Source organism: Microcoleus anatoxicus (assembly GCF_042465725.1).
In the GTDB taxonomy this organism is placed as follows: Bacteria; Cyanobacteriota; Cyanobacteriia; order Cyanobacteriales; family Microcoleaceae; genus Microcoleus; species Microcoleus anatoxicus.
In genome coordinates this window covers 405,969-420,875 of the sequence record NZ_CP120853.1, presented here as the reverse complement: position 1 = coordinate 420,875, position 14,907 = coordinate 405,969, and the positions used below count along the sequence as shown (strand labels likewise).

At 42.7% G+C, this 14,907-nt stretch carries 16 protein-coding genes; 7 read left to right on the top strand and 9 right to left on the bottom strand.

Features of this window, described 5'->3' with window-relative positions; genetic code table 11:
• Nucleotide 1 precedes the first annotated feature (1 nt).
• Complete coding sequence (gene ylqF / locus P2A85_RS01875) at nucleotides 2-856, bottom strand: ribosome biogenesis GTPase YlqF (RefSeq protein WP_341740084.1); 855 nt, start codon at nucleotides 854-856, stop codon at nucleotides 2-4.
• A gap of 277 nt (nucleotides 857-1,133) precedes the next feature.
• The gene (locus tag P2A85_RS01870; protein ID WP_377477224.1) at nucleotides 1,134-1,547 is read right to left on the bottom strand and encodes a universal stress protein; all 414 of its coding nucleotides are present in this window, start codon (nucleotides 1,545-1,547) and stop codon (nucleotides 1,134-1,136) included.
• 184 nt (nucleotides 1,548-1,731) lie between these two features.
• On the opposite strand from P2A85_RS01870, the gene P2A85_RS01865 reads away from it, so the two are divergent.
• The 4 genes from P2A85_RS01865 (at nucleotide 1,732) to P2A85_RS01850 (ending at nucleotide 5,731) form a co-directional block, all read left to right on the top strand.
• Nucleotides 1,732-2,931: a phosphoglycerate kinase gene (locus P2A85_RS01865; RefSeq protein ID WP_377477223.1), complete on the top strand. Its 1,200-nt coding sequence runs from the start codon at nucleotides 1,732-1,734 to the stop codon at nucleotides 2,929-2,931.
• A gap of 343 nt (nucleotides 2,932-3,274) precedes the next feature.
• Entirely contained in the window at nucleotides 3,275-3,991 is a 717-nt protein-coding gene (locus P2A85_RS01860; RefSeq protein ID WP_377477222.1) for a pentapeptide repeat-containing protein, read from the top strand.
• 191 nt (nucleotides 3,992-4,182) lie between these two features.
• Complete coding sequence (locus tag P2A85_RS01855; protein ID WP_377477221.1) at nucleotides 4,183-5,178, top strand: hypothetical protein; 996 nt, start codon at nucleotides 4,183-4,185, stop codon at nucleotides 5,176-5,178.
• Nucleotides 5,179-5,215: 37 nt separating this feature from the next.
• On the top strand, nucleotides 5,216-5,731 hold the full coding sequence (locus tag P2A85_RS01850; RefSeq protein ID WP_377477220.1) for a hypothetical protein: 516 nt from the start codon (nucleotides 5,216-5,218) through the stop codon (nucleotides 5,729-5,731).
• A gap of 93 nt (nucleotides 5,732-5,824) precedes the next feature.
• Here the strand turns inward: P2A85_RS01850 and P2A85_RS01845 are convergent, their stop codons facing one another.
• Complete coding sequence (locus P2A85_RS01845; protein ID WP_340517198.1) at nucleotides 5,825-6,094, bottom strand: hypothetical protein; 270 nt, start codon at nucleotides 6,092-6,094, stop codon at nucleotides 5,825-5,827.
• 145 nt (nucleotides 6,095-6,239) lie between these two features.
• Nucleotides 6,240-8,147, bottom strand: coding sequence for a protein kinase (locus P2A85_RS01840; protein ID WP_377477219.1), 1,908 nt, complete (start codon nucleotides 8,145-8,147; stop codon nucleotides 6,240-6,242).
• Nucleotides 8,148-8,221: 74 nt separating this feature from the next.
• On the opposite strand from P2A85_RS01840, the gene P2A85_RS01835 reads away from it, so the two are divergent.
• Genes P2A85_RS01835 through P2A85_RS01825 form a run of 3 tightly spaced genes read left to right on the top strand, consistent with a single transcriptional unit; the run spans nucleotide 8,222 to nucleotide 9,243 of the window.
• The gene (locus tag P2A85_RS01835) at nucleotides 8,222-8,653 is read left to right on the top strand and encodes an MASE1 domain-containing protein (RefSeq protein ID WP_377481235.1); all 432 of its coding nucleotides are present in this window, start codon (nucleotides 8,222-8,224) and stop codon (nucleotides 8,651-8,653) included.
• A 12-nt stretch (nucleotides 8,654-8,665) separates the two neighbouring features.
• Complete coding sequence (locus tag P2A85_RS01830; RefSeq protein ID WP_377481231.1) at nucleotides 8,666-8,920, top strand: element excision factor XisH family protein; 255 nt, start codon at nucleotides 8,666-8,668, stop codon at nucleotides 8,918-8,920.
• Nucleotides 8,908-9,243: a XisI protein gene (locus P2A85_RS01825; protein WP_377477218.1), complete on the top strand. Its 336-nt coding sequence runs from the start codon at nucleotides 8,908-8,910 to the stop codon at nucleotides 9,241-9,243. The genes P2A85_RS01830 and P2A85_RS01825 overlap by 13 nt, the downstream gene beginning before the upstream one ends.
• Nucleotides 9,244-9,249: 6 nt before the next feature.
• On the opposite strand, the gene P2A85_RS01820 is transcribed toward P2A85_RS01825, so the two are convergent.
• The 5 genes from P2A85_RS01820 to P2A85_RS01800 form a co-directional block, all read right to left on the bottom strand.
• A complete protein-coding gene (locus P2A85_RS01820) occupies nucleotides 9,250-9,453 on the bottom strand; it encodes a hypothetical protein (RefSeq protein ID WP_377477217.1) in 204 nt (67 codons plus the stop codon).
• A 111-nt stretch (nucleotides 9,454-9,564) separates the two neighbouring features.
• A complete protein-coding gene (locus P2A85_RS01815; RefSeq protein ID WP_377477216.1) occupies nucleotides 9,565-10,623 on the bottom strand; it encodes a Rho termination factor (modular protein) in 1,059 nt (352 codons plus the stop codon).
• 379 nt (nucleotides 10,624-11,002) lie between these two features.
• Nucleotides 11,003-11,932 (bottom strand): chromosome partitioning protein ParB, encoded by a 930-nt coding sequence (locus tag P2A85_RS01810; protein ID WP_377477215.1) that lies wholly within the window; start codon nucleotides 11,930-11,932, stop codon nucleotides 11,003-11,005.
• The gene (locus P2A85_RS01805; protein WP_377477214.1) at nucleotides 11,932-13,443 is read right to left on the bottom strand and encodes an AAA family ATPase; all 1,512 of its coding nucleotides are present in this window, start codon (nucleotides 13,441-13,443) and stop codon (nucleotides 11,932-11,934) included. Before P2A85_RS01805 ends, P2A85_RS01810 begins: the two co-directional genes overlap by 1 nt.
• Nucleotides 13,444-13,667: 224 nt before the next feature.
• Nucleotides 13,668-14,720, bottom strand: a complete 1,053-nt coding sequence (locus tag P2A85_RS01800; protein WP_377477213.1) for a fatty acid desaturase — start codon at nucleotides 14,718-14,720, stop codon at nucleotides 13,668-13,670.
• Nucleotides 14,721-14,907: the final 187 nt, after the last annotated feature.

The window sequence follows — 14,907 nt, the reverse complement described above, 5'->3', positions numbered from 1 at the left end:
CTCAAATCGGCGGTAACTCCAAAGGAAGCTGACCCAAAACACCAGTTCTAAAATCATTCAACATTTGCCGTGCCATTCGTTCCACGTCTCCTTGATGTCTTTCTTTCGCTACCTCGTGTAAATAATTTTCACCATTACTAGATAAAGCATCTAATTTATATCTGGATTTGAAACCAGATACTGAGATCAAAGTATCATCAGTAGCTTCCAGCCCCAGGAGCAAATCCACCATCGCCGCTGCTACTACCTGATTGTCGTAAGCTGCTTCGCCAATATCTTCACAAATAGCTAACTTGAGGGCATTGTCTTGATTGTTAATGCGGGTGGGAATCACTCCGGGGGTATCTAACAACTCAATTTGGTCAGAAATGCGAACCCATCGGAGCGATCGAGTTACTCCAGCCCTGCGCGCACTATCTACCACTTTGCGTCCCAACAGCCTGTTAATTAAAGCAGATTTTCCCACATTGGGAAAGCCAATCACCACCGCTCGGACAGGACGAGGAAGCATACCGCGATCGAATCTTCTTTGATTCAGTTGCACCCCAGCATTCTGTACAGCATCCGCCAAAGCATTTATGCCGTGTCCATGTTCGGCATTAGTAAAATAAACCGACTCCCCCCTTGCTTCAAACCAGCTTTCCCATTCCTCCCGCAAGCGAGGCGAAATCATATCCATCCGATTAATAACTAAGATGCGTGCTTTGCTGCCCACCCAATTCAGCATTTGGGGATGGTGAGTAGCCAAAGGAATGCGGGCATCTCGGACTTCGAGCACCACATCTACTCGCTTTAGTTGTTCTTTTAATGCCCGTTCCGCTTTGGCAATGTGACCGGGATACCAGTGAATTTTCATGAGTTATTAGTTATTAGTTATTAGTCATTAGTCATTAGTCATTAGTTGACAGTTGACAGTTGACAGTTGACAGTTATTAGTCAACAGTTGACAGTTAACAGTCAACAGTCATTAGTCAGTTGGCATTAGTCAGTTGGCATTAGTCAGTTGGCAGTAGTCAGTTGGCAGTTATCATTCAACCAATAACCAATGACTACTAACCAATGACTACTGACCAATGACTACTGACCAATGACTACTGACCAATGACTACTGACCAATGACTACTGACCAATGACTAAGGCACAATCAAAACTGCACAAGGAGATAAGTTTATCACCCGACTGGTAACGCTGTCAGACGCCCCATCATCAGTTAAACCCATCCCTCGACAGCCCATCACAATCAAATCAGCCCCAATTTCGTCAGCCACATCACAAATCGTGAAAGCAGGCTTGCCTTCCCGTTCAATGATTTCAGCTTGAATTCCCTGCTGGGAGAACATCGCCTGAGCATCAGACAGCAGTTTGGCGACGGCTTCGGGTGAAGCCATTGTTTCTCGCGGCGGGGATTCGCCACCCTCGGCTGGGGGTTCGACTACCGACAGAATCACTAAACGAGCACCATAGGTTTTCACAATATTGACAACCTTTTCGGCAGCCTCGCGGGCTTCTCGGCTTTGATCTACTGGAAATAAGACAGTCTTGAACATACTGCACATCTCCGGGACACGGACTCCGATAAAATGTTTAGGTTGAACCAATTAGTGCCGTTTGTTCCATCTTCCGTTTTTTGTACGGGCGCGTTTGAATGCGTCCGAGGCCCAAGTACCAGTGACCAGTGCCACCATTACAACGGAATTCAACAAAAAGACACATATTTAGGAGGTTAATCCTGTGACAAAAAAAACTGTAGCAAATTTATCGGCATCGGACTTATCGGGAAAACGGGTATTGGTGCGGGCGGACTTTAACGTGCCACTCGACAACGGCAGTATCACCGATGATACTCGCATCCGGGCTGCTCTGCCGACAATTCAAGATTTAGCATCCAAGGGCGCTAAGGTGATTTTGTGCAGCCACTTCGGCCGTCCCAAGGGCGTGACTGAGAAGTTGCGCTTGACTCCTGTTGCTAAGCGACTGTCGGAATTGTTGGGTAAAGAAGTCAAAAAGACTGACGACTGCATCGGTGATGAAGTCGCTGCTACTGTCGCGGCGATGCAAGATGGCGATGTGGTGTTGCTGGAAAATGTCCGCTTTTACCCAGAAGAGGAGGCAAATGACCCTGAATTTGCTAAGAAGTTAGCTTCTGTGGCCGATTTGTATGTGAATGATGCTTTTGGCACTGCTCACCGGGCTCATGCTTCTACTGAGGGTGTTACTAAGTATCTGAGTCCTTCTGTGGCTGGCTTTTTGATGGAGAAGGAGTTGCAGTATCTTGGTAGTGCGATCGACAATCCTCAACGTCCTTTAGCTGCCATTATCGGCGGTTCTAAGGTTTCTAGCAAGATTGGAGTCATTGAAAAACTGCTGGAGAAGTGCGACAAATTGCTCTTGGGCGGTGGCATGGTTTTCACATTCTACAAGGCTCGTGGCTTGAGCGTTGGTAAGTCTTTGGTGGAAGATGACAAGCTGGAATTGGCTAAGTCTTTGGAAGCTAAGGCGAAGGAACGGGGAGTTGCTTTTCTGTTACCTACTGATGTGGTAGTTGCTGATAAGTTTGCTGGTGATGCTAATACTGAAACTGTCTCCGTTGAGAGCATTCCTGATGGTTGGATGGGTTTGGATATCGGTCCGGATTCGGTCAAAACTTTCCAAGCTGCTTTGGCCGATTGCAAAACAGTCATCTGGAACGGACCGATGGGCGTGTTTGAGATGGAGAAGTTTGCTGCGGGTACTGAAGGTATCGCTCATTCTTTGGCTGGAATCACTAAAACTGGTACTACCACAATTATCGGTGGTGGTGACTCGGTGGCGGCTGTTGAACAGTTGAATTTGGGTTCAGAAATGAGCCACATTTCTACTGGTGGCGGTGCTAGTTTGGAGTTGCTTGAAGGTAAGGAATTGCCTGGTGTTGCGGCTTTAGATGAGGCTTAATTAAGTAGTAGGGACAAAGGCTTTCGCCCATAGGTGTCAACTTAAGCCTGAAAGCCTTGATAAATTTCGTTTTTACCTAAGTCTAGATCCCCCTAAATCCCCCTTAGGTCGGGGGACTTTGAGAAGACTCTTGTCCCCCCCTTCTTAAGGGGGGCTAGGGGGGATCAAAATCTAAGAGTCAAACAGAAGTCTCTGACTACATTTGACGTTAAGTTGACACCAATGGGCAATGCCGTCTCCTTACTTAATTAATTAATTAGGACACGGCAATGCCGTGTCCCTAGGGGGATTTATAGATCTGGCATATACTTGATGAAAAACATGGAATCTGTGAGGTTTGTTTATGAAAGTTAAGATTTTAGCAACTGTAACGACAATTTTAGCCTCGCTTTGGCTAGCAGTTCCGGTGAAAGCTCAAAATGCCGATCATGTCCGCCAGTTGTTGGAAACTAAGGAGTGTGAAGGCTGCGATTTGAGAAATGCTGATTTGTTCAAGGCTAGCTTGTATAGAGCTAAGTTGAAAGGAGCTGATTTAAGCGGAGCAAATCTCTATGAAGCTAATTTGATTCAAGCGGATTTAACTGATGCTAATTTGGCTGGTGCTAATTTAGTTAATGCTGATTTGTATGGTGCGGATTTGGATAGTGCTAATCTGCGCAGTGCGAATTTGTCTAATGCTTTTTTGGGTAGGGCAAATATGACGATGGCTGATTTGCGTGGTGCTAAACTTTTTGGGGCTAATTTGGCGGAATCTTATTTGTTGCAAGCTAATTTGTCGAATAGTGATTTGAGGCGATCGCTTTTGTTTAGAGTTAATTTCAGTCGAGCGAATTTAAGTGGGGCTGATTTGTCTTTTGCGGATGTGCGGGATACGAATTTGCAGAATGCTATTTTGTCTAATACTAGGCTGACTAAGGTTCAATTGAGTGGTACAAATATAGATGCGGCGAGGGATTTTCGTCAGGCTGATTTGGAACGTGCCAATTTACGGGGGACGAATTTGGGCCCGGTGGTTTGTGTGAACACTCGTTTTCCTGATTGTGTTTTGAATTTGGAGTGATTAGTCGGCTAGACTGATGTGTGGTTCTAGACAAACGAAGTCCGCCTGGGCGGACTTTCTGTTTTTAAGTCTTGGAGGAGTTACGGGAAGTGCGATCGGCCTTTCATGCACTATTTGTGTGGTTATGATAGAATGCCAGTAAACCTAGTTTGATTAGTCCAAGTCAGCCAACTGTTGCGAGGTTAAATGCTATGACACAGTTTGTTTTAGATAGCTTTCAAGCTCTCAGCTCTAGTATTAAAACGAAAATAGAGGAAGCTAGGCAAAAGCTCGAAACGGAATTTGTTATTTCTGAATTTGATAGTTTAATATTAATACTTACTACTAAAATTGATGAAATAAATAGTTTAGCTCCTTCCCATTGGAAGAATATCAAATTATTTAACCACGAAGACGCGAAGGACACGAAGTCAGAGGAAAGAAGTAGTACATCATTTGCCGAGGAGGGAGTAATACATGAACATTTAACTGCTGAAGAGTTATTTGTAATATCAAAGAAGTTTGAAGAGGTGAACGAATTCGTACTTTATGACATTGGAAAATACGCTTGGAAAATATCTTTAGACGAAAAGTTAAAGGAGATAATAAAAAAATTCACTGATGATTGTAGTAAGGATTTAAAGACTTGTCAAATATTGTATGAGGCTCTGGGCTTGATCGATCTAGCGAGCACTACAAAAGATGAGATAGATAGATGCGTACATTATGTTAGAGCATATCAACTATTCCGAGAACTTGCTACTAATTATTGGGATAATATTCCGGTTGAAGGTCGGCAACCTTTTTCACTCCTTCATAAAAAAATCTTAGAAGCGGGAACATTTTCGCTTTTTTCAGTATTTGCAAAAGATAAAGACCTTAAATCACTCCAGAAAAAGCAACTAGAAAATCTGTCTATTTCTGTAGAAGAAATCTCGAAATTAAATCCTTTGAATGGGATAATTAACTACCTACCTGAACTAGAAAAGGTGGTCAATATAGCTGTGCAGGCAACTAGGAAGTGGATGGAATTGGGTATAGATATTAGCGATCCATCTGTGATAACGCCTTTAGAAGAGACGGCAGACAACTATCCAGAAATTGCTGAATACTGCAACGATCGTTTAATAGAAATGGTAAAAGAACAAATGAATCAAAGAAAAAATTCCTCGCCTGACATAAACGCAGAAATTTTAGAGGAGTTTTGATGATAAGATTTTAAGGAAAAAGTATGATTAAGTATTTATGACTTGGGAAGAATTTTTGGCTGAAGGAGATTATGCTGTAACACTTATTCGCAATGGACTGAGGAAACGGGGAATTAATGCAGGAGAGTCTTTTGTTACTCAGTTTAATACTGACGAAGATATTCCTGTGTATGATAATTTAGGCAATAAAATTTTTTGGATATCTGTCAAAACAGTGTTTCAGTCTATTACAGATCCGATTAGACAAATGCCGCCAGGTTATAAAGGTTGGATGTGCGGCGAAGTAGAAAGCAAACAATGGGTAAACCCGCCAGCAGTAGTTATTTGGTACTGTCGAAATACCACCACAGCTTGGGGAGCAATAACGCCAACACGTCCCAGTACCAAGTGGATTATTTATCCAGATAGATACGGTACAAAACTAGATAAACGCAAAACAGCCGCGACAGGTGAAACTCATTATATTTACCCTTCTTATTGCGTGCCAAATTCAGAAATAATTAGTAAAGATGAAGTTATAAACTATATTCAGCAGTTATCCATATCATGTTAATTCACAATGATACAAAGCTTGTAAGATGTGATGATAAAAATTGCCGCCAACAACATCACTCGGTTGCTAGCGACAAAAAACCGATTAACCGTCTTATTTCAAAGGTTTAGTGGAATTCGCACAAAATTTTTCGTCCACAATAGCTGAACTGATATTAACCGCCTGCATGGGCGATGAGGGTAGAACTAAGTCTTGGGGGGCGACTACCATTTTTTTACACACAAGTTCGCTGCTGCCTACAGAGGCAAAGTTCCAAGCGTAAAATTCGGGGTTGCTGACTGTCGCAGTGGCTGGATTCATACCTAGTGCTGTCAGCAATACTAACTCTAAGGTCACTAAAGCTACGATCGCAAATCTCAGCATATTCTTTTTTAAACCTGAAAATTCACCTGATTACTATTCTCTATTATTGCCTGGGTTTTGTGCAACGTCAATCGATTTGAGATTTGAGATTTGAGATGGGAAAAATACAGCACGCTACGCGCCGGATGAATCCAGGGGCTATTATTTATTCTGCCGCCATATTCAAATCATAGGAAATCGGCTCTGAGGATTTAGAAACTACCACGAATTCATAATAACCAGCATCATCCAACAATCCTGACCAACTAAGTCCCTCTGCATCTTCTAGCAAAGCTCGCGACTTGTTTGTCCGCCCCGGAGTATAAATTGACAGCAGAGTAGATTTAGGGGGAGCTTGCAAATTTACTCGCAGAGTTTGATTTTGAGCTAGTCTGGCTATGTAAGCTTTCCCTTCTCCTGGTTTGAGATTGCCTTTGAGGGTTTTTTGGGAAGCTCGGTTTTCAAATTCAATGCTTTCGATGGTTGCTCCTGTTTGTAAGGCTGCGAGGGCATCTGCTGTAATTGCTTGCCAAATTTGTCCGATCGCCAAACCAATTATATTACGATCGCGCGGTTGTTCTGGAAACAGATAGAAAAACTTAGCATCAGCCAAATCATAAAGCGCCCGACTACTCAAATTTATTTTGTTGACTTCTACTTTCCAGGTACTGATATCGGTGGTGTCGTAACTGCCTAACTTCTTTCTAGCGTTACTGCTGATATTTTCCAATTTGTCAAGTAATTCGTCACCGATTTTTTGCCACCTTTCTCGCCAAGTGCGATCGCCCTCACCTTCTTTTAGCAGCCGTCCTCCCAATTCCGGGTATTTGGCATAGAAAGTCTCGTCCACAAGACTCACGTAACCATTATAAAATCTATCGTCTATTTCTAATTTTTGAAAGCGATCGCGCAAGGCATCTTCCTGCTGCTGCTTTGGGCCCGTAGCCACGGGAATTTTCTGCACTTTAGATTGCAGATTTAGCAAATAATTACCCGCAAACCAGCCCAATCCTCCCATACTTGACAAAACTGCCACCACCAGTAACGCCATTTTCCAAGCAGGCAACTTTTCCTGACTGCGAATATTAGTCATGGAAACCGGAACTCCCGGCAGTTTCGGGGGCACGATAGGTATGGGCTGTAACTCCGGCGGCGCTTGGGTGGGCGGAAATGTTGATGTTGGTGTCGGTTGTGAGTGAGGCCAGGAAGGGGGATTGCCAGAGAGAGCCTGCATTACCTCGCGAGCCGAGGAATAGCGATCGCTAGGCCCGTGAGCGAGCATTTTATCCAACACTAGAGCCAAATTGGGAGACACAGAACATTCCGATCGCCAATGCCAATTTAGGGTATGGCTGTCGAGCAACTGATGGGGTTCCTTCCCTGTCAGCAATACCAAAACCGTTGCTGCTAAAGCGTACAAATCGCTGTGGGGATACACAATGCCCATCTGCATCTGTTCGGCGGGGGCGTAGCCGAGTTTACCGATGCGAGTGGCGGGGGCGGGAGTGCTGTTAGTTTCTGCAAACAGAGATTCTGCGGTGGCGGCGACTTGTTTGACTCCGCCGAAGTCGATGAGTACCGGCATCCCGTCAGACAGTCGCAGAATCAGGTTATCTGGGGAGATGTCGCGGTGAATGACTCCCAGAGCGTGAGTATATTCCAGCACTGGCAAAAGCTGGATCAGCAGTTGGTTGACTTCGGCTTCTATGAAGCGCAAACCCTGACGTTTGCGGGCATCTAGCAGAAAACGGTAGGTTTGACCTGGTACGTAGTCTTGGACGAGAAATAGGTAGCCTCGATCGCTAATATTCACCCGAAACAGTTCGCGGAAGTTGGGAATTTGGTTGTGTTTGAGCTTGTAGAGCACTCCGGCTTCCCGCTCGAAGAGTTCTTCGGATTTCTGTAAAGCGTAACTCCCCTGTACTTGGGGCGCAAATTCTTTTAAAACACAGGGCTCGTTAAATCGGTGAGCGTCTTCAGCGAGGTAGGTGCGCCCGAAGCCACCATGTCCCAATTCGCGGACAATGCGGTAGTGGTTGCTGAGTGTAATGCCGGGGTAGATAGGATTGGTCATTGGAACTTGTTGCGTCGGATTTTGACACTTGGCTGAGACTGAGGATGTTTGGCGATCGATGATTTAAGCTTAAGATTAATCTTGACATAGTTGACGATCATTTATCTGCTGTAGCGGGCATTCTGATTTTTACACCTCTAGTATTAATTTGGAGTCAACCATGTTTAAAGGCAATTCGGAAGTTTTTTCAATTCTATACAGTAGTAATTAGACAAAAAAAGTTTAACTTAAAGTATTTAAAATCTCTGTCACTCCAGGTAAAACAGGCTGAGTTTAGTCTATTGATAATACTCGTCCTTGTTGTAGGTCACATTGCTTTTGGCGGTGGCTATCCTATAGAGTATATGTTAATTCCATTTCTGGTATGGGCAGTATTTCGCTTTGGTATAGAAGAAGCAACATTATTAATTTTTATTGTCTTGGCAATGGCAGTTTTAGGCACTGTTAAAGGTGGCGGGCCTTTTGCGCGTCCCAATATTAATGAATCTCTGATATTATTGCAGTAGCAAGGTCGCAAAATTGCTGTAGAAGTGAAAAGTTTTCTGGCAGCTTCTCCGGTGCATGACTTAGAAGAAGCTCTGGGACAGTATATTGTCTATGAAGATATTCTAGAGCAATCGGAACCAGAACGGAATATATATCTGGCTGTTCGGGAAGAAGTTTATCTAGATATTTTCTCTGAGCCAATCGGGCAACTTTTGTTACGCAAAAAAAGACTCAAACTAATTGTTTTTGATTCATCAAAGGAGATAATTGTCAGATGGATAGACTAGATGAATATCGCCAATTTATTCACAATGTTTTAGATAGTTATGCCAGGCTTCCTAACAGTTACGGGCAAATTAAAAACAGCGTAATCGTCGATCGCGAACAAAACAATTTTTTACTGATGCACGATGGCTGGCAAGGGCCTAAAAGAATTCATGATTGTATCGTCCATGTGGAAATTATTGACGGCAAAATCTGGATTCAACAAGATGGTATAGAAACGGGAATTACCGCAGAACTTGTAGAATTAGGAGTGCCTAAAGATATGATAGTTTTAGGGTTTCATCCGTATCACGTTCGGCAACATACCGGATATGCGATCGCCTAAATTAGCTTAAATACAGAAAACTTGCATCAAAAGGGCGATAAAGTCGTTTCTATCTCGCCACAGCCAATCTAGGCATTGGAGGAGCAAGATGATTTGTCGCAGATGTAGTTCTGTTTCCAAGGGAGGTTCATCACTGTATAAATCGCCTGTCGGAAAGATAACACGTTCGGGGATGTCTTGGGCATTCCCTAATTCTGGGATGACGGACATGGCTGCTTAATTTGGTGTCAGAGGTTGTGAGTCTATTTTAGCAATGTTTTAATATCTGTGTTAAATACCCGAATTATTTAATAATTAGGGTATGTTGGTATTCCTTCGATTTTATTTACCGTCAATCTGTTTGAGAGCAGCCAGAATTTCTGGTCGTTTCATCCGTGCATAACCGTGCAATTTCCGCTCTTTGCCGATCGCCTTCAAGCGTCTGAGGGAGAGACTGTCGTAGTCTTCTGGCGGCGATTGCAACTGCGGTAATTGTGGCAAAAACGGTTTTTTTGGCTGTGTCTTCGACTTAGTTTTGGGCTTAGTCTCTGGTTGTATTCCAGAGTTGTGGGCGGTGGCTCCAAGTTGGCGACGGAGCCTTGCAATTTTATTTTTCAGGTCGGATTCTAGGTCTGTAATTGCCTCCGACACAAACTGATTAATTGTTTCGACGGTGAACTCTAATTTAATTGACAGCAATTTCTCGAATTCATCCAACAGTGTTAACCCACCTTCAAGATTCATCTCATCCATAGCAGAAGATGTGGGAGGAATATTGCTGCCAGATTGCTCAATTTTTTTAGCCAATTTATCTACCTTTTTGTTAAATGCTTGTTCAATTTCTTCGATTACAATCCTAATCTGTTCTATTTTGTCACCCTCTAACTTCTGCTCAGTTAGAGCTTTTACTTGTTTTTTGAGTAGGTCTTCATTTTTTTTTATTGATTGTTCTATTTGTTTTGTTAGACTCTCTACCTTTTTTTGAAATGATAGCTCAAATTGTTGCAGTAGACTCTCAATTTGGGCTGTTTTTTGAGTTGGCTGTGGAGCTAAAAGTTCCATTTCTGTTTGAGCAGCAGCTACTTCCTCATCGGTCATTTCAAACACCCAAGCCCACATTTGTTCGATGCCCAGTTCTTTAGCAACTATGCACCAATCAGCACCGCAGACAACTTCGTATTCTTCTTCGTTGCTGTAAGCTTCTGTGGGGCGTACAATTAAAGGCATCAAGTTGCTCCCTTGCTCAATTAGACTTCTTCTGAGAGCTTCGCGGCGATCGCGTATAATTTCGCCCCGCTGAGTCTCTGGTATCGCAATTTGGGAAGTGTAAATTTGACTGTGACTAATTGGCTTAATCCGCAAATATTCAATTATTCGGTTTTGATCTTGCGATCGCTCCATCTTGTTAAAAACCCCCTTTTTTTATAAAAATTAGGTGTTTTAGGGATTTATGTATATCTACGCGGCTTCCGTGGGGCGACATCCCTGGCGATCGACAAAAGTTACTGCAATTCCTAAAACAAGCGACTGTGATGAGTTTAACTGGCTGGGGGACACCAATGATACATTGCTTAACTCATCTTTACTTTTGTTAGTGTGGAGCCTCACTGGGCTAACGTTCCCAGTGAGCACAGAGCGTGTTTTATTGACCCGGAGATCCCCCCTAGCCCCCCTTAACAAGGGGGGAACAAGAGCATTCAAAGTCCCCCTTATTAAGGGGGATTTAGGGGGATCTGAACCTAATTGGAAAGGCAAGAAAACACGCTACAGGAATTGCGAGTTATGAGTATTTGTGCCACTTATCAATTATTTTAATCATTGCTTTGTCGGTTAACCCTTCAATACGTTTCACCGCACTTGTAAATGACACAAACGGCTGAACCTCTCGTTCTTTGATTATTCTGTCGATTATCTGAGACTTCAAGCCAGCATCTTTAAAATTCGCCAACAATCCAGATTTATCTAAAGTATTGAGTGCTTCCAACAGCGACATTGATTCGGAAGCTACGTTTTCAACTTCTGGTATCCTCTCTACCACCGCTTGTTTTTCGGGTGGCGACTCTGATTTCAACTCATTAATTCTGTTTGTTAACTCAGCTTCCACTAACAGAGGTACTTGTTGTAAAAGTCTGGTTTCTAATTCTTGTATAGTCTGGGCTAACACCTGTTTTTCACGGGAAAACTCAGCTTTTAATTCATTAATTTGGTTTTCAAACTGAGCTTCAAGATTGATTAGTCGCTGTTCTAAACTGGATGATGATTGAGGAGTTTCATTTTCACCGGAATTAGGGACTTCGACCAAAGAAACCGGGTTTTTAATTGAATCTGGGGGCTGCGATGAAGTATTTTCGTACAAAAACCCGGTTTCTGGGTTCTCAACTACATCTTCAGTTATTGCAGATTTTCTCAGGGCTTGAACTTGCTCTAACAGCGGTTCTTCATTTTCCGGCTCAAGAATAAATGCTCCGATTGTCTCGCCTTTCTTAGGGTTGATTTCCCTGGCTTTCGCCGCCGCATAGTATTCAAAGTCTCCGTCTACTATCTCGTAGGCGTCCATCCCGTTGCGACGGAGAACTATGGGGTTGATCAATCCTCCTAATTCTAAAATTAGTTGGGCGACTTTTTCCAAATCGCGATCGGCAAAATTGTCACGAGGAACTTTAGATGTAATCTTTTTTACTGCTACCAACGACGGGGATAATTTTTGCATTATTTTTCACCTATCTTTTCCAAGACTTCCATTGCTAATACTTCAAACTCTTGGGATGCGATTGAATCTGGCTTAAAGTCTAACACGGAGATAGGGTCGGCAATTTCGATATCTCCGAATATTTGAGTTTGTTCTGCACACTTAGCCAAATCATCTCTTTCATAAATTACGCTTTCCATAATTTCCATACCGTAACGTTTGGGAATTGCATCCCTCCGCCTAGGCAAACTGTGCTGTATAAATTTAGCGTTAGTTGAGATTTTACAAGGAAGTACACCTAAAACCTGTAGAGGATTTTTGCCGATTTGTTTCTTAAATCCATTAACTTTTTTGATAAAATCTTTGACATTAATTAATCCTTGATTCGCAAAAGGCTTTAAGTCAGAAGGAATAATTAAATAATCGGCTGCAATCAGGGCAACTCTGGCATAAAAATTTAAAGATGGTGGCGTATCAATCAATACAATATCGTATTTATCTTGTACTTCTGCTAGTTTCTGTATCAGAATCATTCTACTGTAATCCAGTGAGTTTAGTTCTGTTTCATATTGCATTAAATCAATATGAGAAGGAATTACATCTATTGCTGGAGTGCAAAAATTAGACTTTCTAGCTACTTCTGATATTGAGTAAAAATCCTCTGATTGTAAGATGTGCAGAATATTTTTTTGTTTCAAATCATCATCTTCTTCGTCATCAAATTTGACTAAACCTGTGGCAAAGGTTGTATTAGCTTGACTGTCTAAGTCTATCACCAAGACTCTTTTACATTGCTTGCTGAGGGCGGCGGCTAAATTGACTACGGTTGTAGTTTTGCCGACTCCGCCTTTATTGTGATATACTGCAATGATTTTCATGGTATTTTGACTGGTTTGAAAGACTAAATCTAAGGGAATTTCTGGTTTAATTTCAGTATTAATTGGCAAAATTTCCGGGACTTTTTCCGGTTCTGAGATTTGACTTGGCTCAGGTTCTGCGGTGGCGGGATTATTTAGCTGTACTGGTACTTCGCTCGTTAACTGAGGACTAACTAAATTATTTTTACTATGTTCTAGTTCGAGATTTTCGGGGGTTTTTATTGGTCTTAAACTATCTCTGCCAATGAAAGCAATAATTTCATCTATTCTGGTTTCAACTTCTTGGCCAGAGCAATTAAATACTAGCTTAATCTCTGAGGCGACTCTTTCGTAAATTCTAATTTCTTTAGCATTGGTTATCAATCCGTAGCGAATGCTTAAACTTGTTAAGTAACGCTTCAGTCTCCTGATGTGGCGGTCTAATTTTTCCTTCGGATGTTTCGCCTCAATTACTACACTCATCGGCGAGTCTGCATCGATGACTATTGGGATAACTTGGGTGGCAAAGGATAGGAAGTCTAGACGAATATTCCCAAATGCTATTTCTTGGTGCCAATTGTCGGGTGTATAGCCTAACTTGGGTAATAAATAACTGACAATGAGTTTGCTTTCAACTTCGCTTTCGTTGCGGCAGTTATTGGGATTAAAAGTCAATGGATTTTTGATTTTTGATTTTTGATTGGGGAATTGCTGATTGGTTGGGTGTTATTAGTTATTTGTTATTGGTTATTAGTTATAACTCACATCTTGCATCATTCTCAAGAACAGGCATCTTGCCTGTTCCACAAAGAGTGGGTACCGCAAATAACCAATAACCAATAACCAATAACCAATAACCAGTAACCAGTAACTAATGACTGCTGACTAAGGACTGCTGACTATTTGGTTTGAGCTTCAAACTCTTCCAATGTCAGATAACCGCCAGACGGATCGTACAGGTGACAGTTGTCGGCAATTCGCTTCATTAAAGCCCAAGAAAACTCTGTTTCATAGAGATGTTCTTGCCAATTTTCCTTTAAGCTGCTGTGGGCTAGGCGCAAGTTGTACCAGGGAATAGCAGTTGAAAGGTGGTGGGGAATGTGGACGTTAATGTCGTGGCACAGGAACTCTACCCAGCGGGGATAATCGCAGTGAACTGTTCCCGATAGTTGGGCTTCAGCTTCGTTCCATTCTGAAGGTTCTTTAAAAGAAATGTCTGGTGCTGTGTGGTGAACAATGGTGAATGTGCTCATCCAGAAATGGTAAACCATCCAGGGCATTAACCAAAATTTGACAAATCCCCAGATACCGGTTGTGGCAATTAATGTGGGAAATATGATCGCAGCACCGATTAAAACTACTAACACAGAAAACCGGACTTGTTCTTGTTTCTGTTGGCCTTTGAAGCGCCACCACATGAAGTGCACTTTTGCCCAATGGGCGATCGATCCAACCCACCACAGCCGACCGAATATTAAACTATAAGCTATTTGTAAAACCTTCGGAGCAGCAGCGTAGTCTTCTGCTGTCATCGGCTGCCAAGCATTATCTTCGCCAATTTTATTGGTGTGCTTGTGGTGATAATTGTGTCCGTGTCGCCATGCGTGAAACGGGTAAATTAATGGCAAAAATGCTAGATGTCCGACTAAATCGTTTACCCAGCGGCGGTTAGCAAATGACCGGTGCCCGCAGTCATGTCCGATCACAAAAAAACCGGTTAATCCGGTACCTGTGAAAATCCACATCAGGGGTAGTAGAAACCAAGGTGATACTGCTAGGCCCCAGTAACCGACAGCAACTAGCAAAACGTTGATGATGACTTTTGTCCAAGCTTTGCGGGGGTTTTTGACGAATACTTCCCGCGGCAGGGTTTTGAGAATATCTTTGAGGCGCAAGTTGGAAGTGTCACTTGCGGATGTCAAATTTAGTGGTTTTTCGATCGATGCTGTCATAAACTCTCTTGGAATGTTTGGAAATCCCCAACTAGAAGTTGGGGATCGATCTAGATTTTCCCTGTACCAGTAGAACCGGTCACAAAATTAACGCAGTACCATGTCGCCTGCTGCAAGTTAGCAGCAGGCTAGTTTTAGGTAGGCGATCGCGTTTTAACAAGCGCGTTTTAACAAATGCTAGCTATCG

Bases quoted from the DNA above. Each gene is read 5' to 3' on its own strand.
- ylqF (WP_341740084.1), bottom strand. From the start codon at position 856: ATGAAAATTCACTGGTATCCCGGTCACATTGCCAAAGCGGAACGGGCA.
- P2A85_RS01855 (WP_377477221.1), top strand. From the start codon at position 4,183: ATGACACAGTTTGTTTTAGATAGCTTTCAAGCTCTCAGCTCTAGTATT.
- P2A85_RS01870 (WP_377477224.1), bottom strand. From the start codon at position 1,547: ATGTTCAAGACTGTCTTATTTCCAGTAGATCAAAGCCGAGAAGCCCGC.
- P2A85_RS01845 (WP_340517198.1), bottom strand. From the start codon at position 6,094: ATGCTGAGATTTGCGATCGTAGCTTTAGTGACCTTAGAGTTAGTATTG.
- P2A85_RS01820 (WP_377477217.1), bottom strand. From the start codon at position 9,453: ATGTCCGTCATCCCAGAATTAGGGAATGCCCAAGACATCCCCGAACGT.
- P2A85_RS01800 (WP_377477213.1), bottom strand. From the start codon at position 14,720: ATGACAGCATCGATCGAAAAACCACTAAATTTGACATCCGCAAGTGAC.
- P2A85_RS01825 (WP_377477218.1), top strand. From the start codon at position 8,908: ATGGATAGACTAGATGAATATCGCCAATTTATTCACAATGTTTTAGAT.
- P2A85_RS01850 (WP_377477220.1), top strand. From the start codon at position 5,216: ATGACTTGGGAAGAATTTTTGGCTGAAGGAGATTATGCTGTAACACTT.
- P2A85_RS01840 (WP_377477219.1), bottom strand. From the start codon at position 8,147: ATGACCAATCCTATCTACCCCGGCATTACACTCAGCAACCACTACCGC.
- P2A85_RS01860 (WP_377477222.1), top strand. From the start codon at position 3,275: ATGAAAGTTAAGATTTTAGCAACTGTAACGACAATTTTAGCCTCGCTT.
- P2A85_RS01810 (WP_377477215.1), bottom strand. From the start codon at position 11,932: ATGCAAAAATTATCCCCGTCGTTGGTAGCAGTAAAAAAGATTACATCT.
- P2A85_RS01815 (WP_377477216.1), bottom strand. From the start codon at position 10,623: ATGGAGCGATCGCAAGATCAAAACCGAATAATTGAATATTTGCGGATT.